The sequence below is a fragment of the Conyzicola nivalis genome, assembly GCF_040548875.1.
GTDB lineage: Bacteria > Actinomycetota > Actinomycetes > Actinomycetales > Microbacteriaceae > Conyzicola > Conyzicola nivalis_A.
This window is the reverse complement of sequence record NZ_JBEPSJ010000005.1, coordinates 85,511-103,286: the sequence shown is the minus strand read 5'-3', so window position 1 is coordinate 103,286 and position 17,776 is coordinate 85,511. Positions and strand designations below refer to the sequence as shown.

19 protein-coding genes and 1 pseudogene are annotated in these 17,776 nt (G+C 68.1%); 4 read left to right on the top strand and 16 right to left on the bottom strand.

Features of this window, described 5'->3' with window-relative positions:
- Positions 1-2 precede the first annotated feature (2 nt).
- From ABIE21_RS16745 to ABIE21_RS16725, 5 genes are all read right to left on the bottom strand, one after another.
- The gene (locus ABIE21_RS16745) at positions 3-998 is read right to left on the bottom strand and encodes a metal ABC transporter solute-binding protein, Zn/Mn family (RefSeq protein ID WP_354025991.1); all 996 of its coding nucleotides are present in this window, start codon (positions 996-998) and stop codon (positions 3-5) included.
- Between the two features lie 96 nt (positions 999-1,094).
- Entirely contained in the window at positions 1,095-2,441 is a 1,347-nt protein-coding gene (locus tag ABIE21_RS16740; protein WP_354025990.1) for a dihydrolipoamide acetyltransferase family protein, read from the bottom strand.
- Between the two features lie 12 nt (positions 2,442-2,453).
- On the bottom strand, positions 2,454-3,452 hold the full coding sequence (locus ABIE21_RS16735) for an alpha-ketoacid dehydrogenase subunit beta (RefSeq protein WP_354025989.1): 999 nt from the start codon (positions 3,450-3,452) through the stop codon (positions 2,454-2,456).
- The gene (locus ABIE21_RS16730) at positions 3,449-4,561 is read right to left on the bottom strand and encodes a thiamine pyrophosphate-dependent dehydrogenase E1 component subunit alpha (protein WP_354025988.1); all 1,113 of its coding nucleotides are present in this window, start codon (positions 4,559-4,561) and stop codon (positions 3,449-3,451) included. Before ABIE21_RS16730 ends, ABIE21_RS16735 begins: the two co-directional genes overlap by 4 nt.
- A gap of 4 nt (positions 4,562-4,565) precedes the next feature.
- Complete coding sequence (locus ABIE21_RS16725; protein WP_354025987.1) at positions 4,566-5,660, bottom strand: histidinol-phosphate transaminase; 1,095 nt, start codon at positions 5,658-5,660, stop codon at positions 4,566-4,568.
- Positions 5,661-5,710: 50 nt separating this feature from the next.
- On the opposite strand from ABIE21_RS16725, the gene ABIE21_RS16720 reads away from it, so the two are divergent.
- A complete protein-coding gene (locus ABIE21_RS16720; protein WP_354025986.1) occupies positions 5,711-6,118 on the top strand; it encodes a phage holin family protein in 408 nt (135 codons plus the stop codon).
- On the opposite strand, the gene ABIE21_RS16715 is transcribed toward ABIE21_RS16720, so the two are convergent.
- The gene (locus ABIE21_RS16715; protein WP_354025985.1) at positions 6,115-7,590 is read right to left on the bottom strand and encodes a hypothetical protein; all 1,476 of its coding nucleotides are present in this window, start codon (positions 7,588-7,590) and stop codon (positions 6,115-6,117) included. The genes ABIE21_RS16720 and ABIE21_RS16715 overlap by 4 nt on opposite strands.
- Entirely contained in the window at positions 7,583-7,873 is a 291-nt protein-coding gene (locus tag ABIE21_RS16710) for a hypothetical protein (RefSeq protein WP_354025984.1), read from the bottom strand. The genes ABIE21_RS16715 and ABIE21_RS16710 overlap by 8 nt, the downstream gene beginning before the upstream one ends.
- Positions 7,874-7,984: 111 nt before the next feature.
- Here ABIE21_RS16710 and ABIE21_RS16705 point away from each other — a divergent pair, with 111 nt between their 5' ends.
- Positions 7,985-8,506 (top strand): low molecular weight protein-tyrosine-phosphatase, encoded by a 522-nt coding sequence (locus tag ABIE21_RS16705; protein WP_354025983.1) that lies wholly within the window; start codon positions 7,985-7,987, stop codon positions 8,504-8,506.
- Positions 8,503-9,888, top strand: coding sequence for an adenylosuccinate lyase (gene purB, locus ABIE21_RS16700; protein WP_354025982.1), 1,386 nt, complete (start codon positions 8,503-8,505; stop codon positions 9,886-9,888). The genes ABIE21_RS16705 and purB overlap by 4 nt, the downstream gene beginning before the upstream one ends.
- 114 nt (positions 9,889-10,002) lie before the next feature.
- Here the strand turns inward: purB and ABIE21_RS16695 are convergent, their stop codons facing one another.
- The 8 genes and pseudogenes from ABIE21_RS16695 to rpsF form a co-directional block, all read right to left on the bottom strand.
- The gene (locus tag ABIE21_RS16695; RefSeq protein ID WP_354025981.1) at positions 10,003-10,248 is read right to left on the bottom strand and encodes a hypothetical protein; all 246 of its coding nucleotides are present in this window, start codon (positions 10,246-10,248) and stop codon (positions 10,003-10,005) included.
- Between the two features lies 1 nt (position 10,249).
- Entirely contained in the window at positions 10,250-10,885 is a 636-nt protein-coding gene (locus ABIE21_RS16690; RefSeq protein ID WP_354025980.1) for a hypothetical protein, read from the bottom strand.
- Between the two features lie 93 nt (positions 10,886-10,978).
- Positions 10,979-11,401, bottom strand: coding sequence for an alternative ribosome rescue aminoacyl-tRNA hydrolase ArfB (gene arfB / locus ABIE21_RS16685; protein ID WP_354025979.1), 423 nt, complete (start codon positions 11,399-11,401; stop codon positions 10,979-10,981).
- A 67-nt stretch (positions 11,402-11,468) separates the two neighbouring features.
- A complete protein-coding gene (gene dnaB, locus ABIE21_RS16680) occupies positions 11,469-12,851 on the bottom strand; it encodes a replicative DNA helicase (RefSeq protein WP_354025978.1) in 1,383 nt (460 codons plus the stop codon).
- 451 nt (positions 12,852-13,302) lie between these two features.
- Positions 13,303-13,755, bottom strand: coding sequence for a 50S ribosomal protein L9 (rplI, locus tag ABIE21_RS16675; RefSeq protein WP_354025977.1), 453 nt, complete (start codon positions 13,753-13,755; stop codon positions 13,303-13,305).
- A gap of 11 nt (positions 13,756-13,766) precedes the next feature.
- Positions 13,767-14,030 carry a 30S ribosomal protein S18 gene (gene rpsR, locus ABIE21_RS16670; RefSeq protein WP_184239658.1) on the bottom strand — a complete coding sequence of 88 codons (264 nt, stop codon included), beginning with the start codon at positions 14,028-14,030 and terminating at the stop codon, positions 13,767-13,769.
- A 34-nt stretch (positions 14,031-14,064) separates the two neighbouring features.
- Entirely contained in the window at positions 14,065-14,577 is a 513-nt protein-coding gene (locus ABIE21_RS16665) for a single-stranded DNA-binding protein (protein WP_354025976.1), read from the bottom strand.
- 98 nt (positions 14,578-14,675) lie between these two features.
- Positions 14,676-15,041: pseudogene (gene rpsF, locus ABIE21_RS16660) on the bottom strand (30S ribosomal protein S6); the annotation flags it as partial.
- 139 nt (positions 15,042-15,180) lie between these two features.
- Between rpsF and ABIE21_RS16655 the strand changes: the two are divergent.
- The gene (locus tag ABIE21_RS16655; protein ID WP_354025975.1) at positions 15,181-16,251 is read left to right on the top strand and encodes an inositol-3-phosphate synthase; all 1,071 of its coding nucleotides are present in this window, start codon (positions 15,181-15,183) and stop codon (positions 16,249-16,251) included.
- Between the two features lie 63 nt (positions 16,252-16,314).
- Here ABIE21_RS16655 and ABIE21_RS16650 read toward each other — a convergent pair whose 3' ends face one another.
- On the bottom strand, positions 16,315-17,751 hold the full coding sequence (locus tag ABIE21_RS16650; protein ID WP_354025974.1) for a CCA tRNA nucleotidyltransferase: 1,437 nt from the start codon (positions 17,749-17,751) through the stop codon (positions 16,315-16,317).
- Between the last annotated feature and the right edge of the window lie 25 nt (positions 17,752-17,776).

The window sequence follows — 17,776 nt, the reverse complement described above, 5'->3', positions numbered from 1 at the left end:
TGTCACTTCACTGCGGCGGAGATCGCGCTCAGGTTGTCGGTCATCCACGTCACATAGTCTGCGCCATCCGGCATGGTCTCGGTGAATTCGACCACCGCGACGTCGTTCTGCTCGGCGGCGGCGCGCACCTGCTCGGTCTCGGAGCTCGCGGTCTGCGAGTTGTAGGCGAGCAGCGACACCGAGTCGTCGGCGAAGAGGGCGAGCGTCTGCTGCAGGACGGCGGGCGCGACATCCGTGCCCTCCTCGATCGCCTCGGAGAAGGCGGCAGGCGTCTGGTTCGTGAACCCGGCTGCCTCGAGCAGGTAGAGCGGGACCGGCTCGGTGATGGCGACGCCGAGGCCCTCGGTGCTGGAGTGCAGCGCCTCGGCGCCGGCCTCGAGCTCCTCGATCTGGGCGGCGAACGCCTCGTAGTTCTTCTCGTAGGTGGCGGCGTTGTCGGCGTCGATCTCGGAGAGCTGGTGGGCGATCTCCTCGGCGACGTGCTCGACGCCGTGGAAGCTGTACCAGACGTGCTCGTTGAAGCCCTCGACGTGGTCGTGGCCGTCGTCTTCGGAGTGCTCCTCCTCGGTCGCCTCCCCGGTCGCTGAGCCTGTCGAAGCGTCGTCGTGCGCGTGCTCGTCTCCCTCGAGCAGACCGGACGCCTCGCTCGCATTCACGACGGGGGCGTCGTTCGAGCCCGCGGCGAGGAGCGTGTCGATGAACGGGTCGTATCCGCCGCCGTTCTCGATCACGAGGTCGGCCTTGGAGAGCGCGAGCTGGTCTTGGGCCGACGCCTCGAAGCTGTGCGGGTCCTGCGCCGCGCTCGTGATGATGCTGGTGACGTTGACGAGGTCGCCGCCGATCGCCTCGGCGATGCTGCCGTAGACGTTGGTGGATGCGACCACCGAGAGCGTGCCGTCCGAGTCGTCGGCGGCGGGTGTCGCGGCGCAGCCGGTGAGCGCGAGGGCGGCGACGGCGAGGCCGCCGAGGAAGACGTGGCGGGGGGCGTTGAGGCGCATGGTGTCTCTTCTAACCTGATAAGCGTAATGAGATTCGTTATCAGCAGTATGCCACACAAAAACCCCGAGTCCGCCGAGGAGGCGTCCGGCCTGCGCCTAGTCGAGCAGCAGCGCGGGCTCCTCGAGCACGCTCGCGACGTCGGCGATGAAGCGGCTCACCACGTCGCCGTCGACGACCCGGTGGTCGAAGCTGCCGGCGAGCGTGGTCACGAAACGCGGACGTACTTCGCCGTCGACGACCCAGGGCTTCTGCTTGATGGTTCCGAGGGCCACGATGCCGACCTCGCCCGGGTTGAGGATCGGCGTGCCCGTGTCCATGCCGAACGAGCCGAGGTTCGTGATCGTGATGGTTCCGTCCGACATGTCGGCGGTCGACGTCTTGCCGTCGCGCGCAGTGATCGTCAGCTGTTCGAGGGCGACGGCGAGCTCGCGCAGCGACAGCTCGTTGGCGTCCTTCACGTTCGGCACGACGAGACCCCGCGGGGTGGCCGCCGCGATACCGAGGTTCACGTAGTGGTGCACCGTGATCTCGGCGGGTGTGAACGTGCTGTTGACCATCGGGTTGCGACGCACCGCCCAGATGACCGCCTTCGCCGCGATGAGAAGCGGCGACACCCGGATTCCGGCGAAGTCGGGGGAGTTCTTGAGGCGCTTGACGAACTCCATGGTGCGGCTCGCGTCGATGTCGACGAAGACGCTCACGTGCGGAGCAGTGAACGCGCTCTGGGTCATGGCCGCGGCGATGGCCTTGCGCACGCCCTTCACGGGGATGCGCTCCTCGCGCTCGTCGCTCCACTCGGGGGTCTGGATGTTGCGGAAGACGCTGGCCTGGCTCGCGCTGCGGATGACGTCGTCGCGGGTGATCTCTCCGGCGAGACCGGTGGCGACCACGTCGGCGAGCACCACGCCGAGGTCCTTCGCGAGCTTGCGGATCGGGGGCTTGGCGATGATCGCCGACGCCGCCGCGGCGGGCACCGACGACGGCCGCGCCGAGGGGACGACGTCGGGGGCGGCGGATGCTGCGGGGGCGGCGGGCGCGATGCCGGAGCGGCGGCGGCGCGAGTTCGCACCGCCCTTGATGCCGTAGCCGACGAGAACGGCGCCGGGCTTCTCGGCCTCTGTCGAGATGCTGCCGGCGGTGTCGGCGACCGCGCCGAGCGCGTCGTCGTCCGCCGGGGTCGCGGCCGGGGCATCCGCCATCGCACTGTCGGAGGCACGGATGATCACGGTTCCGACGTCGACCGTCTGGCCGGGCTGCGCGAGCACCTCGGTCACGGTGCCGGCAAAGGGAGACGGCAGCTCGACGAGCGACTTGGCGGTCTCGATCTCGACGAGGATCTGGTTGACCTCGACGACGTCGCCGGGCTTCACCTTCCACTCGACGATCTCTGCTTCGGTGAGGCCTTCGCCCGCGTCGGGGAGGAGGAATTCGTAGGTGCTCATGAGCCTGGTTTCTTAGTAAGCCATTGCGCGATCGACCGCTTCGAGAACGCGGTCGGCGTCGGGCAGGTACACGGTCTCGAGCTTGGCCGGAGGGAAGGGCGCGTCGAAACCGGCGACCCTCAGCACGGGCGCCTCGAGCGAGTAGAAGGCGCGCTCGGTCACCGTCGCGGCGATCTCGGAGCTGATCGAGACGAAGCCCGGCGCCTCCGCGGCAACGACGAGCCGTCCGGTCTTGCGCACGCTCTCGACGATCGGGTCGTAGTCGATGGGGGAGAGCGAGCGCAGGTCGACGACCTCGACGCTCGTGCCCTCCTCGGCGGCGAGCTCTGCGGCGGCGAGCAGCACGCTCATCATGGCGCCGTGGCCGACGAGAGTGACCTCGGTGCCCTCGCGCACGACCCGGCTCGAGTGCAGTGGCGCGACATTGGCGGAGAGGTCGACGGCTCCCTTCGGCCAGTAGCGGCTCTTCGGCTCGAAGAACATCACCGGGTCGTTGCTCGCGATGGCCTCCTGGATCATCCAGTACGCGTCGTGCGGCGTGCTCGGGCTGACGACACGCAGTCCGGGGGTGTGCGCGAAGTAGGCTTCCGGGCTCTCCTGGTGGTGCTCGACGGCGCCGATGTGCCCGCCGTAGGGCACCCGGATCACGAGCGGCATCGTCACCTGGCCCTCGTGGCGGTTGGTCATCTTGGCCAGCTGCGAGACGATCTGGTCGAAGCCGGGGAAGATGAACCCGTCGAACTGGATCTCGACGACCGGGCGGTAGCCGCCCATGGCGAGGCCGATCGCGGTGCCGATGATCCCCGACTCGGCGAGCGGGGTGTCCATCACGCGGTTGCCGCCGAACTCGGCGTGCAGCCCCTCGGTGATGCGGAAGACCCCGCCGAGCGGGCCGATGTCCTCGCCCATCAGGAGCACCTTGGGGTCGTCCTGGAGCGCCTTGCGCAGACCGGCGTTGAGGGCCTTCGCCATCGGCATGGTCATGGTCGTGGTCTCTGTTGCGATGCTCATGCTTCGCTCCCAAATGATGCGTCGTAGTCGGCCAGCCACTGCTTCTGCGCCGCGAGGGGAGCGTGTGGCTCGGAGTAGACGAAGTCGAACATCTTGCCGATGGGGGGCGCCTCGAGCGCCAGGGTGCGCTTGCGGATGTCGGCGGCGAAGTCCTCGGCCTCTGTAGCGACGTCGGCGAAGAAGTCCTCGCCCTCGCCGCGCGAACGCAGCCAGGTCTCGAAGCGGGCTATCGGGTCGCGGGCTTCCCAGTACTCGACCTCGCTGTCGAGGCGGTACTTGGTCGGGTCGTCGCTCGACGTGTGCGCGCCCATGCGGTAGGTGAGCGCCTCGATGAGGCTCGGTCCCTCCCCGTTTCGCGCGGCATCCAGATTCTTCTTCGTCACCGCGAAGCTGGCGAGCACGTCGTTGCCGTCGATCTGGATTCCCGGGATGCCGAAGCCGCTCGGGCGGAGGTAGAGCGGGGTTCGCGACTGGGTCGCTACGGGCACCGAGATCGCCCAGTGGTTGTTCTGCAGGAAGAACACGACGGGTGCCTGGTAGCTCGCGGCGAAGACGAGTGCCTCGCTGACGTCGCCCTGGCTGGACGCCCCGTCGCCGAAGTAGGAGATGACGGCGGCGTCGGTCTCGGGGTCGCCGGTGCCCGTGGCGCCGTCGAGGGTCATCGCCATCGCACGTCCCGTGGCGTGCAGGGTGTGCGAGCCGAGCACGAGCGTGTACAGGTGGAAGTTGGTGTCGGCGGGGTTCCATCCGCCGTGCGTCGTGCCGCGCAGCAGCCCCATGATGCCGATGACGTCGACGCCGCGGATCCGGGCGACCGCGTGTTCGCGGTACGACGGGAAGATGTGGTCCTGGGGGCGTGAAGCGAAGGCCGAACCGACCTGGGCGGCCTCCTGGCCGAGGCTCGGGACCCAGAGTCCGAGCTCGCCCTGACGCTGCAGGTTGGCGGCTTCCTGGTCGAATCGACGGATCACGACCATCTGGCGGTGGAACTCCCGCAGCTGGTCGTCGCTGAGCGCTTCGATGTAGGGAAGGTACTCGGCGGATGCATCGCTCTCGACGAGTGTGCCCTCCGGGGAAAGCAACTGGACCGTCGCGGCGGTGTAAGACATTTGACTAATCTAACGTGGCTTCGGCCGCCGGGGTTCGTAGCTTGCGCACAACCTCTGCCGAAGCCTTTAGGAGTTTCTCGACAGATTCGTGCTCGCCGATGCTGACTCGCAGCCCGTCCGTGCCGAGTGCGCGCACCACGATCCCGTGCGATTCGAAGACCCCAGCGGCCCACGCGGTGTGCTCTCCCGTGGCCAGCCAGACGAAGTTTCCGTGCGGGCGGGGCACGTGCCAGCCCTGCTCGACGAGCGACGCCCAGATCTCGTCGCGCAGCACCGCCAGGCTTGCGACGCGCTCGAGCAGCTCGGCCTCGTGCTCGATGGAGGCGACGGCGGCGCGCTGCGCCGGCTCGATGACCGACAGCGGGATGGCCGAGGCCCGGGCGGCATCCAGAACGTACTCGGCGCCCAGGGCGTAGCCGACACGCAGTCCGGCCAGGCCGTAGGCCTTCGAGAAGGTGCGCAGCACGACGAGGTTCGGGTAGCCGGCGAGCAGTTCCGGACCGCGCACCGCGGCAGGGTCGGTGACGAACTCGATGTAGGCCTCGTCGAGCAGCACGAGCACCGTCTCGGGGATGAGGGCCATGAACGCGGTGAACTCGTCGCGGGTGACGATGGCGCCCGTGGGGTTGTTGGGGCTGCAGACGATCACGACGCGGGTGCGCTCGGTGACGGCGGCGGCCATCGCCGGGAGGTCGTGGCGGTGTTCGGCCGTGTTCGGCACCGTGACGCTGGTGGCGCCGGCGACGGCGACGAAGCCCGGGTAGGCCTCGAAGCTGCGCCAGGAGTAGACGACCTCGTCGCCCGGGCCGGCGGCTGCGGTGATCAGCTGGCTGAGGATCGACGCCGAGCCCGCACCCACGTGCACGTTCTCGGGCGTGAGGGAGAAGCGGTTCGCGAGCGCGGTGCGCAGCCGGATCGCGCTGCCGTCGGGGTAGCGGTTCACGCTCGACGCCGCGATAGCGGCGAGCACGGCGGGGATCGGCTCGAAGGGGTTCTCGTTTGACGACAGCTTGAAGGCGTCGTCGGCCGCGGCCTTGCCCTGGCGATAGGGCTGGATCTTCTCGATCTCCGGACGAAGTCGTACTCGGGGTGCGTTCACGAGCCCAGCCTAATTGTGACTGCGCGAACGGGCAGTGCATAGTGGTCACCATGCAACGTTTCCTCGTACGGCTGGTCGTCAATGCCGTGGCCCTGTGGCTCACAACACTCGTCGTCGCAGGGATCAGAGTCGTCGCGTTCCCTCCGGGCGAGGCGATCGAGACTGTTCTGACCTACCTGCTCGTCGCCTTCATCTTCGGCGTGGTCAACGCCGTCGTCGGCAACACGATCCGCATCGTCGCCTTCCCCCTCTACGTGCTGACCCTCGGCCTGCTTGCCCTCGTCGTCAACGCGCTTCTGCTGCTCATCGTGCAGTGGATCAGCTCGCTCATCGGATTCGGCCTCGTGGTCGACAGCTTCTGGTGGGGCGTGCTCGCGGCCATCGTCCTCGGGTTCATCGGCTGGGTGCTCGGTCTGGCCACCCGGCCGCTCATGGGCTCCGGCCGCAGCCGCCGCTAACGCGCACCGTGCACCCGCTCGGCCACGTAGGTGGTCGAGCTGATCGGTGTCGTGCCGCTCGTGAAGCCGGCGAGGGCCTCGCGCGCGGCCACGAGCCGGGGACTCATCGCCTGATCCGCGAGTTCGGCGGTGCGCCGATACTCGCCGCGGTCGTGGGAGGGCACGGCCACCGCCGGCGGGGTCTCCCGGTCGGCGAAGGCCTCACGCTCGACGAGCACGGTGTCGTGGCCCGAGCGCATGCCGGCCATGGCCGGCACGATGTCGTCTGTGTGCTCGATCGCGATAACCGGAAAGTCGTCTCCCACCTCGACGTGAGCCGTGGGCGATCCCACCGCGACCACGCCCTGCGTGTTGTAGTCGCCCGAGGCGGCGAGCGTGACGGCGATGAGCCCGCCCTGTGAGTACCCGGTGAACTGCACGGGGGACTCGGCGGTGATCCCCTCCTGCGCCATCGCCTGCTCCACGGCGCGCACCGCACCCGCGGGCAGCTCGGCGATGGTTCCGACGTCGCTGGTGAGGTCGAACGGGTCGGCGCCCGACCGCGGCGAGAAGTCGGCGGTGCCGGTGATGTACACCTCGAAGCGGTCGGGCCGTCCGGGTGCGCCGTAGCGTTCGATCCTGATGTGCTGGCCCGCCGGCTCTCCCTTCTCGTCGTGCACGCGCTGGGGAATACGGTCGATCCGCCCGGCCAGGCCGCTCGGCGGCGCGCTCAGGTCGCGTTGCACGGCGGCGCGGGTGGCGACCGCGGTCTCGGTGAGCAGCCCGACCCGCGAACCGAGGAGCGTGAACAGCCCCGCGGATGCACCGATCCCGACGACCCCGGCCCCCTCGTCGCCGAGCGCGCGCACCACGGCCGGAGGCAGCCCGAGGGCGCCGCCGATCACGTCGTCGACGCTCATGACCCCGGCCCGCAGCAGGGCGACCGTCAGTGGATTGGTGAGCAGCCGGTTGTTCTCGGCCAGCCACCCGCCCACGGCCCCCGGGATGGCGGCCGGTCCGCCGGGCACCAGCACGCTCGCCACCAGCAGCCCCGCGAGCGCCGTCGGCAGTGCGGGCGCCATCAACGCCGCGAACAGCGGCAGGAACATGCCGATCGAGAGTCCGACGCTCGCCGCGAGACCCTGCACTGCCCGCTGCGCCGCCGCGTCGGCGACGCCGTATCCCTCCGCCGACGCGCGCAACACGAAGGCGATCGCGCCGGCCCGGTCGCCCGCCGCCGCCACGAGCTGCTGCCCCCGGTCCAGCTCGCGTTCCGCATCCAGAGCGCTGAGCGGCGCGTCGGCCCGCCGCAGCAGGTTCTCGCTCACCCGGCGGTCGATGCGCTGGAGCGCCGCGGCGGCCCCGCGCATCTCGCTCCGCACCAGCTCGAGCGACTGCACGTCGGCGAACAGCGCGTCGCTCGCAACCGCGAAGGAGCCCCCGCCAGACACGACCAGCCCGGCGCCGGCCGAGCCGCCGCCGCCGTCAGCCACGGGCGGCCAAAGTCGACACGGCGTGACGGGTGCTGCGTCGCGCCGACCGAACGCTGTCGATTGCCTCGTCGAGCCGGGAGGCGAGCTCGCGCACGCTCGAGCGGTACAGCGACTGGGCCGCCCCGCGCCATTCGAAACTCGGTTCGGCCACGGGCACCAGCGCGCGGGCACGTTCGAGCCGCACCAGGGCGGCCGAGAGCGCGGCCTGCTGGTCGACCAGGGCGGCGCGGGGCTCGGCGAGGGCGGGGCCTGGAAGCAGCGGCACAGCGAGTTCGTGGGTCACGAGGCAATGCTCGCGCCGCGCTGCCCCCGGCGGAGCGCGCGGCGCACTGCCGTGGCATCCGCTGTTCTTATGGCGGCTGTGGGGGAATGGAATCTGCGCGACAATGGGCCAATGAGTTTCGAGCGCATCTTCGACGAGTCGGCGCTCTTCAGACTCTGCTTCGTCTGCACCGGCAATATCTGCCGCTCGCCGATGGCCGAGGTCGTCTTCACCGACCTGATCAAGAGGTCGGGACTCGAGGGCCGCATCGGCGTCACCTCGGCGGGCACGGGCGACTGGCACGTGGGGGAGCGCTCAGACGAACGCACCCTCGACGCGCTCGCCCAGCGCGGCTACGACGGCTCCCGCCACCGGGCCAAGCAGTTCGACCCGGACTGGTTCGGCGAGCTCGACCTCGTCGTGGTCTTCGACCACACCCAGGAGCGCATTCTCAAGGCGTGGGCGACGACAGACCACGACCGCTCGAAGGTGCAGCTGCTGCTCACCTTCGACAAAGACCAGTCGAGCCAGCTCGACGTGCCCGACCCGTACTACTCCGACGCGGCGTTCTTCGACCAGAGCCTTCTTATGATCGAGCACGCCAGTTCGGCACTTTTCGACCAGATCAAACCAGGAATCCAGGGTGTCAAATGAGTCCACTGCCAGAACAGCCCCTCAGCCCGCTCGACGGCCGCTACAAGGCCTCGGTGACCGGGCTCGGTGAGTTTCTCTCCGAGGCGGGTCTCAACCGTGCCCGCGTGCACGTCGAGGTGGAGTGGCTGCTGTATCTCACCGACCACGAGCTCTTCGGCTCGTCGCGCCTCAGCCACGAGCAGGCCCACGCGCTGCGCGCCCTCGCCGCCGACTTCGGCCAGTCCGAGATCGACGAGCTCGCGACCCTCGAGGCGACGACCCGCCACGACGTGAAGGCCGTCGAGTACCTGGTGCGCCACAAGCTCTCCGACCTCGGACTCAACGACATCGCCGAGCTCACCCACTTCGCCTGCACGAGCGAGGACATCAACAACCTCTCCTACGCGCTCACGATCGGCTCCGCAGTACGCGAGGTCTGGATGCCGCGGCTCGCCGGGATCATCGAGAAGTTGCGTGAGCTGTCGGTCGAGCACCGCGACGTGCCGATGCTCGCCCACACGCACGGCCAGCCGGCGACCCCGACGACCGTCGGCAAGGAGTTCGCCGTCTTCGTCTACCGGCTCGAGCGCATCTTCGCCCAGATCGAGGGCACCGAGTACCTCGGCAAGTTCAGCGGCGCGACCGGCACCTTCGCCGCGCACGTCGCCGCCGACGCGAGCCAGGACTGGCCGGTCATCTCGCGCGAGTTCGTGACGGGCCTCGGGCTCGACTGGAACCCGCTCACCACCCAGATCGAGTCGCACGACTGGCAGGCCGAGCTCTATCAGCGCATGAGCCACGCCAACAGGGTTCTCCACAACCTGTGCACAGACATCTGGACCTACATCTCGATGGGCTACTTCACCCAGATCCCGCAGGCCGGGGCCACCGGGTCATCCACGATGCCCCACAAGATCAACCCGATCCGCTTCGAGAACGCCGAGGCGAATCTCGAGCTGTCGAGCGCTCTGCTCGAGTCGCTGTCGCAGACCCTCGTCACCTCGCGCCTGCAGCGCGACCTCACCGACTCCACGACGCAGCGCAACGTCGGCGTCGCGGTCGGCCACTCCATGCTCGCGATGGACAACCTCGGCCGCGGCCTGAGCGAGTTCAGCATCGACACGCAGACTCTCGCCGCCGACCTCGACGGCAACTGGGAGATCCTCGGCGAGGCGATCCAGACGGTGATCCGCGCCGAGATCACCGCGGGCCGCAGCTCGATCAGCGACCCGTACGCGATGCTCAAGGAGCTCACGCGCGGCCGCCGCATCGGCCAGAAGGAGCTCGTCGAGTTCATCGACGCCCTCGACATCGGCCAGGAGGCGAAGGACCGCCTGCGCACCCTCACCCCGGCAGGCTACGCCGGCCTGGCGAGCGACCTGGTCGACTTCATCGCCAAGTAGGGCCTCCGCCCGGTTCGCCCCGGCTCGGTGGGGCTACTTCCTGGGCGTCGGGCTGCAGCGCGCGCTGCAGCCCGACGCCCGAACTGTAGCCGTTCGGGGTCGTGGAGGCCGGGCTCAGTGACCCTCGGGGTGGTTCTGCTCGTCGAGGTCGGTGAGCTCCTCGCCGTCGGGGCGCACGGCCAGCACGAGCATCGCCAGGATCACGAGCACCACGATGAACGCGATGCCGAGGAAGATCAGCGACAGCACGATGTCGCGCGTCGACATCAGCACGATGAGCCCGGTGAAGACGGCCATCACGCCCGACAAGACGAGGAGCTCGACCGGCCTGGTGCGGTCTTTCCTACTGGGTTTTGCCACGTTAACTGCCGCTTTCCGCGGCTGGAGCCGCCACCGTCCGGTTGGCCCATTTGAGGCTCAGCCCGGCTATTACGAGATAGACCCCGAGAATGGCGCCGTAGGCACCGAGGAGTCCGACGAGAACAATGGATGCCGTCAGCGCGCGTTCGACCTCGTCCGGTCCGGTGAACGGCTGCGAGTAGTCGGCGGGCACGAGCAGCACTGCGACCGCGAACAGCACGGTGAGGCCGCCGGCGAACAGCCAGTCGCGGGCCGAGTCGAGGCGCCCCCGGCTGCGGAGGCCGCTGTACAGCTCGAGGAAACCGGTGAGCGCCGCGTAGCCGCTGAGCAGGAAGATCAGGAATCCGATGCCCGCGCCCGAGAAGGCGAGCCCCACGATGCCCGCGACGACTCCGATCGCGCCCTGGGCGAGGAAGCACCAGCGCACCACGCCTGCCTCCAGCGCGAGGACCGCCCCGAGCGCAACGACGATACCGCTGGCGAGGGCGAGCACTCCGAACATGATGAATCCGAGCACCGTGGAGTGGTCGGCGCTGAAGGTGATGAACACCGCGACGGCTGCGGCGGGCAGCGCGCGCAGCAGCACCCACGGCCAGTAGCGCGCGGCGTGAAGGGTGTGATCGTCAGGGGAAGACACGGGAGCGACCTCTTTCCGACGGGCTCGTCTCAACTTTACGCCACCCGGCAGGAGGCCGCCTGTGCGCCCGCGTGGTCGGACGCCGCACTCGCACTAATCGTCGGTCGGGCGCTGCCGCCGCTGCTTCGTCGCCGACCGCAGCTGTTTCGCGGCGAGGTGACGCCTCGCCGAGCCCCGCGTCGGGCGGGTGGCCCGGCGTGCGGCCGCGGGCGGGGCGAGCGCTGCGCGTACGAGGGCGGCGAGGTTGTCGAGGGCGACCTCGCGGTTGCGCAGCTGTGACCGCTGTTCTGACACGGTCACGGTGATCGCCCCCGCGACCAGACGGCGCCCCAGCCCGGCGGTGATCGCCGCCCGCTCTTCCTCGGTCAGCGCCAGCGACTCCGCCGGGCTCCAGGTCAGCTGAACGCGGCTGTCCGAGGTGTTGACGTGCTGTCCGCCCGGTCCCGACGAGCGCGAGAACCTCCACCGGAGCTCTGCCGCGGGGATGGTGAGGCCGGGCGCCACCTCGAGATCCATGCAGCAAGAGTCGCACGTCGAGCCGCCAGCCGCACACGGCCCGCGTGCCTATGCCGGTTCGGCGGTCCTACGCCCCCGGCGGCAGGTCGACGAAGCGCGAGAAGTGGCCGTGGAAGCCGATGGTGAGCGTGTCGGTGGGGCCGTTGCGGTGCTTGGCGATGATGAGGTCTGCCTCGCCGGCGCGGGCGCTGTCTTTCTCGTAGGCGCTCTCGCGGTGCAGCAGGATCACCATGTCGGCGTCCTGCTCGAGCGACCCGGACTCGCGGAGGTCGGAGAGCGCCGGCTTCTTGTCGGCACGCTGCTCGGGCCCACGGTTCAGTTGGCTGATGGCGATGACCGGCACGCCGATCTCCTTCGCGAGCAGCTTCAGGGCACGGGAGAACTCCGACACCTCCTGCTGGCGCGACTCGACCTTCTTGCCGCTGGTCATGAGCTGCAGGTAGTCGATGATGACCATCTTGAGGCCGACGCGCTGCTTGAGCCGACGGCACTTCGCCCGGATCTCGACGAGCGTCATGTTGGGGGAGTCGTCGATGTAGAGCGGCGCGTCGTTGATGCGGCCGCGGGTCTGCGCGATCGTCGTCCAGTCCTGCGAGTGCACGGTGCCCTTGCGCATGGACTGGAGGGGGACGGATGCCTCGGCGGACAGCAGTCGCATGGCGATCTCGCTGCGCCCCATCTCGAGCGAGAAGACGACGACAGGCATGTCGTGGTGGATCGCAGCGGCACGCGCGAAGTCGAGGGCGAGCGTCGACTTACCGATGGCGGGGCGGGCAGCCAGGATGATCATCTGGCCGGGGTGCAGGCCGTTGGTGAGGGCGTCGAGCTGGGCGAAACCGGTGGGCACGCCGATCATCTGTCCGTCGCGGCCCTTGGCGGCCTCGATCTCGTCGACGGCCGCTGTCACCGCGTCGGAGAGCGGTACGTAGTCTTCGCTCTCGACGCCGCCGTTGACGGCATAGATCTCGGCCTGGGCGTTGTTGACGAGGTCGACGACCTCGCCCTCGCTGGCGTAACCCATCTGCACGATGCGTGTTCCGGCCTCGACGAGACGGCGCAGCACCGCCTTCTCGGTGACGATGAGCGAGTAGAAGCCGGCGTTGGCGGCGGTGGGTACGAGGCCCGTGAGCGTGTGCAGGTACTCGGCGCCGCCCGCGCGCTGGAGCTCGCCGGTCTTGGTCAGCTCGTCGGTGACGGCGATCACGTCGGTGGGTTCGCCGTGGGAGTACAGGGAGAGGATCGCGTCGAAGATGATCTCGTGCTTGGGAATGTAGAAGTCGACGCCGCGCACCACCTCGACCACGTCGGCCACGGCGTCTTTGCTCAGCAGCATGCCGCCCAGCGCGCTCTGCTCGGCAAGGAGGTCGTGCGGGGGAACGCGGTCACGGTCGCCGCCCCGGCTTTCAGTGCGGGCCTGATCGCCAGCGAGTCCGAGGTGTGCAATAGACACGTGACTTCTCCCATTCGTGTTGTTGCTTCAAGTTGTAACGCAGGCAGACGACACTCCGGCCGCACCAGCCGGCGCGGCTCCGTTGTGAGTCCCAGCCCCTTGTCGTCGGCGCTGGCCGACGAGAACTCCACCCGGCGACTCACGATATGGACGTGCGCGGAGGGCCGCCAACTCCCCCTGTGGACAAGCCTGTGGAATATACGGGTGAAACGCCGGGAGTTGTGTGGGCAACCTGTGGACTGGTCTGTTAGTAACTTATGACTTTGGTACCGTAAAACCTATCCGACCAGCACTTTTACTTTTCACATGGCGTGTGTAGAAACATGTATGGAGTAGACGTTGAAGGTTGAGGATTTTTGTCGGTGCCTGTGTACAAAGGTCTTGACTTTGAGCGCAAAAAGGGTGGCAGCGGCGCACCTTCCGGTGCGCTGCTACCACCCGATTGAGCGAACTACTTAGCGGAGACCACCGAGAGGGTGATCGTCGCGACGAGGTCGTCACGAAGACGAACAGTCGCCTCGTGCGTGCCGGTCACCTTGATGGGTGCAGACAGCTCGATCTTGCGCTTGTCGACGCCGCCGAGACCGGCAGCCGCCACCGCCTCAGCGATGTCGGACGTCTTGACGGAACCGAACAGGCGGCCACCGTCTCCGGTCTTGACCTTGAGGGTGACGCTCGTGGCCTGAAGGCGTGCCTTCAGGTCGAGTGCCTCTTCGAGGGTGGCGTGCTCGCGAGCGGAGCGCGCGGCCTTGATCGACTCGATCTGCTTTTCGCCACCGCGGGTCCACGCCACGGCGAAGCCCTGGGGGATGAGGTAGTTACGAGCGAAGCCGTTCTTGACGTCGACGACGTCTCCGGGAGCACCGAGGCCGGTGACCTCGTGCGTGAGGATCAACTTAGACATATCAATGCTCCTTAACGGCCTGAGCCGGCGTAGGGAAGCAGTGCCATCTCGCGTGCGTTCTTGACGGCACGGGCGATGAGACGCTGCTCCTGGACGGAGACACCGGTGATACGACGAGCGCGGATCTTTCCGCGGTCGGAGATGAACTTGCGAAGCGTTGCGACATCCTTGTAGTCGATGACGCCGACGCGGATCGACTTGGCAGGAGCGGCGTTCTTGCCGTCCTTGCCCTTGCGGATCGGCTTGCGGCGGTCGCCGCTGCTCTTTCCAGCCATGGGTTTTCTTCTTTCCTAAAAGTTACGTGAGCGCCTAGAAGGGCGTTTCGTCTGTGTAGTTGCCCGGCGTGTTCCACACGTCGCCTGCTGCATCGGCTGCGGGCGCGCTTGCGGCCCACGGCTCTTCGGCAACCTGGCTCTGCTGTGACCCACCACGTGCTCCGCCGCCGCCTTCGCGGGAAGAAGCTGCACGAGTCACCTGGGCTGTGGCGTAGCGCAACGACGGGCCGATTTCATCGACCTCGAGCTCGATGCTCGTGCGCTTCTCGCCTTCCTTGGTTTCATACGAACGCTGCTTCAGGCGACCGGTAGCGATGACGCGCGAACCCTTGGTGAGGGATCCCGCGACGTGCTCGGCGAACTCACGCCACACGCTTGCGCGCAGGAAGAGAGCATCTCCGTCTTTCCAGTCGTTGGTCGCGCGATCGAAATTGCGCGGAGTAGAAGCGATCGTGAAGTTGGCAACCGCGAGTCCGGTCTGCGTGTAACGCAGCTCGGGGTCTCCGGTGAGGTTGCCAACAACCGTGATTATGGTTTCGCCGGCCATGATTACTCGGCGGTGGCTTCTGCTGCTGCGGGAGCAGCGGCGGGCTTGGCGTCGCTGGCGACGGCCTTCGCCTCGGGAGCGGCCTTGGCCTCAGGAGCGGCCTTCGACGGCGCGGCTGCCTTGCGGGCTGCCTTCTCGTCGGATGCCTTCTTGGCGGCAGCGACCTGGGCGAAGCCCTCTTCGGCACGCAGCACCTTGGTGCGCATTACGGCTTCGCTGAGCGACAGCTGGCGGTCGAGCTCGACCGTCGCTGCGGGCGACGCCGTGAAGTTGACGACGGCGTAGATGCCTTCGGCCTTCTTGTTGATCTCGTAAGCGAGACGACGACGGCCCCAGACATCAACCTTGTCGATGGATCCACCATCGTTGCGGATGACGTTGAGGAACTTGTCGAGACTGGGAGCCACGGTGCGCTCGTCGATCTCTGGATCGAGGATGACCATGAGTTCGTACTGATTCGTCACTAACCCACCTCCTTCGGACTTTACGGCCACAGACGATCTGTGGCAGGAGGGTGTTGACGTGTGCCCTGGCCAAATGAACCGGGGCAACCTGCCTAGTGTAGTCAGTACGGGCACCATCTCTCAAGGAGCACTACAGCACATGACCATCCGGATCGCGATCGCCGGCGTCGGCAACTGCGCCAATGCACTCATCCAGGGCGTGACCTTCTACGCCTCCGCCGACGACTCCTCCGTCGTGCCGGGACTCATGCACACGCGTTTCGGGCCGCATTCCATTCGCGACATGAGCTTCGTCGCAGCGTTCGACGTCGACGCGGCGAAGGTCGGGGTGGATCTCTCCGAGGCCATGTGGGCGAGCGAGAACGACACCTACCGCTTCGCCGAGGTCGCGGCCACCGGTGTCACGGTGCAGCGCGGCCCCACCCTCGACGGACTCGGCGTCTACTACCGAGAGGTCGTCGAGGAGTCGGATGCGCCCGCGGTCGACGTCGCCCAGGCACTTCGCGACAGCGGAGCCGACGTGCTCGTCTGCTACCTCCCGGTCGGCTCGGACGAGGCGGCGAAATTCTACGCGCAGGCCGCGATCGACGCGGGAGTCGCCTTCGTCAACGCCCTCCCCGTGTTCATCGCGAGCGACCCCGAGTGGGCGGCCAGGTTCACCGCGGCCGGAGTGCCCATCGTCGGCGACGACATCAAGAGCCAGCTCGGAGCGACGATCACGCACCGGGTGCTCGCCCGCCTGTTCGAGGAGCGCGGGCTGGTTCTCGACCGCACGTACCAGCTCAACGTCGGCGGCAACATGGACTTCAAGAACATGCTCGAACGCTCACGCCTCGAGTCGAAGAAGATCTCGAAGACGCAGGCGGTGACGAGCAACATCGCCGCCCACCTGCCCGCCGACGACGTGCACATCGGTCCGAGCGACCACGTGCCGTGGCTCACCGACCGCAAGTTCGCCTACGTGCGCCTCGAGGGGCACGGCTTCGGCAACGCGCCGACGAGCCTCGAGTACAAGCTCGAGGTGTGGGACTCGCCCAACTCCGCGGGAGTCGTCATCGACGCCATCCGTGCCGCGAAGATCGCACTCGACGCAGGGCTCGGCGGCCCGGTCGAGGCGGCGTCCGCCTACTTCATGAAGAGCCCGGCGGTGCAGTACCCCGATCCGGTGGCGCGTGAGCTGCTGGAGCGGTTCATCACCGACGCGGCCTGACGCCCGGCCGCTGAGCCTGCCGGAGCGCGGGAACGTCCCTCCGACGGGCTCCCTTCGACAAGGTCAGGGGCCGACGTGTCGAGCAGCGTGCCATTCACGCAGGCGCTGCTCCGCGACATCCCGCCCCAGCGGCCCCTCGTCGAGCCGCAGTTCGAGCAGGTAGCGGTAGGCCTCACCGACCTCGCGTCCGGGGGAGAGGCCCAGCAGCGCCATGATCTGCTCTCCGTCGAGATCGGGGCGCACGGCCGCGATGCCCTCCGCCTCGGCGATCTCGGCGATGCGCGTCTCCAGATCGTCGTAGGCGAACGAGAGCCGGTCCGACTTGCGCACGTTGCGGGTCGTGACGTCGGCGCGGGTGAGGATGTGCAGGCGTTCGAGCAGCGGTCCGGCGTCGCGCACGTAGCGGCGCACCGCGGAGTCGGTCCAGACGCCCTCCGAGTAGCCGAAGAACCGCAGGTGCAGCTCGATGAGCTTCGCGACCGAGCCGATCGTCTCCTTGTCGAACCGCAGGTGCTTGAGCCGCTTGGTGGCGAGCTTCGCCCCGACCACGTCGTGGTGGTGGAACGTGACGACGCCGCCGCCCTCGATGCGGCGGGTCTGCGGCTTTCCGATGTCGTGCAGCAGGGCGGCGAGGCGCAGGATCAGGTCGGGGCCCTCGATGCCGGGGCGCGACTTCTCCAGCCCGATGGCCTGGGTGAGCACCGTGAGGCTGTGCTCGTAGACGTCTTTGTGATGGGCGTGCTCGTCGACCTCGAGACGCAGCGCGGGAAGTTCCGGCAGCACGACCTCGGCGAGGCCCGTGTCGACCAGCAGGCGCAGGCCGGGCACCGGGTCGTCGGTGAGGAGCAGCTTCGACAGCTCGTCGCTCATGCGCTCCACGCTGACGATCGGCAGGCGGTCGGCGAGGGCGACCATCGCGGCGGTGGTCGGCTCGTCGACCGTGAAGCCGAGCTGCGACGTGAACCGTGCGGCACGCAGCATCCGCAGCGGGTCGTCTCCGAACGAGACCTCGGGCGCTCCCGGGGTCGTCAGGCGACGTGCCATGAGGTCCTCGACGCCGCCGGACGGGTCGACGAGCACCAGCTGCGGCAGCCGTAGCGCCATGGCGTTCACGGTGAAGTCGCGTCGCACGAGGTCTCCCTCGAGCGAGTCGCCGAACTCGACCACCGGTTTACGGGTCTCGCCGTCGTATGCGTCGGTGCGATAGGTGGTGATCTCCACCGTGTCACCGGCGAAACGGGCGCCGATCGTTCCGAACGCCCGCCCGATGTCCCAGTGGGCGTCGGCGATCGGCGCGACGATCGCGAGGATCTCGTCGGGGGTCGCACTAGTCGTGAAGTCGAAGTCGTTGACGGGCCGGCCGAGAAACGCATCGCGAACCGGTCCGCCGACGAGCGCGAGCTCGTGTCCGGCCGCGGCGAAAGCCTTCGCGAGTCGGGAAATATGCCGGGTTTCTGCGAGTTCGCCCAGTCTGTGTAGTGCCGTAGCGACGCTCTCCATAGCCAAGAGAATAGACTCTCCCCAT

Coding starts and splice junctions, on each gene's coding strand:
- ABIE21_RS16745 (WP_354025991.1), bottom strand. CDS start 998: ATGCGCCTCAACGCCCCCCGCCACGTCTTCCTCGGCGGCCTCGCCGTC.
- ABIE21_RS16740 (WP_354025990.1), bottom strand. CDS start 2,441: ATGAGCACCTACGAATTCCTCCTCCCCGACGCGGGCGAAGGCCTCACC.
- ABIE21_RS16735 (WP_354025989.1), bottom strand. CDS start 3,452: ATGAGCATCGCAACAGAGACCACGACCATGACCATGCCGATGGCGAAG.
- ABIE21_RS16730 (WP_354025988.1), bottom strand. CDS start 4,561: ATGTCTTACACCGCCGCGACGGTCCAGTTGCTTTCCCCGGAGGGCACA.
- ABIE21_RS16720 (WP_354025986.1), top strand. CDS start 5,711: ATGCAACGTTTCCTCGTACGGCTGGTCGTCAATGCCGTGGCCCTGTGG.
- ABIE21_RS16705 (WP_354025983.1), top strand. CDS start 7,985: ATGAGTTTCGAGCGCATCTTCGACGAGTCGGCGCTCTTCAGACTCTGC.
- purB (WP_354025982.1), top strand. CDS start 8,503: ATGAGTCCACTGCCAGAACAGCCCCTCAGCCCGCTCGACGGCCGCTAC.
- arfB (WP_354025979.1), bottom strand. CDS start 11,401: ATGGATCTCGAGGTGGCGCCCGGCCTCACCATCCCCGCGGCAGAGCTC.
- rplI (WP_354025977.1), bottom strand. CDS start 13,755: ATGTCTAAGTTGATCCTCACGCACGAGGTCACCGGCCTCGGTGCTCCC.
- rpsR (WP_184239658.1), bottom strand. CDS start 14,030: ATGGCTGGAAAGAGCAGCGGCGACCGCCGCAAGCCGATCCGCAAGGGC.
- ABIE21_RS16665 (WP_354025976.1), bottom strand. CDS start 14,577: ATGGCCGGCGAAACCATAATCACGGTTGTTGGCAACCTCACCGGAGAC.
- ABIE21_RS16655 (WP_354025975.1), top strand. CDS start 15,181: ATGACCATCCGGATCGCGATCGCCGGCGTCGGCAACTGCGCCAATGCA.
- ABIE21_RS16650 (WP_354025974.1), bottom strand. CDS start 17,751: ATGGAGAGCGTCGCTACGGCACTACACAGACTGGGCGAACTCGCAGAA.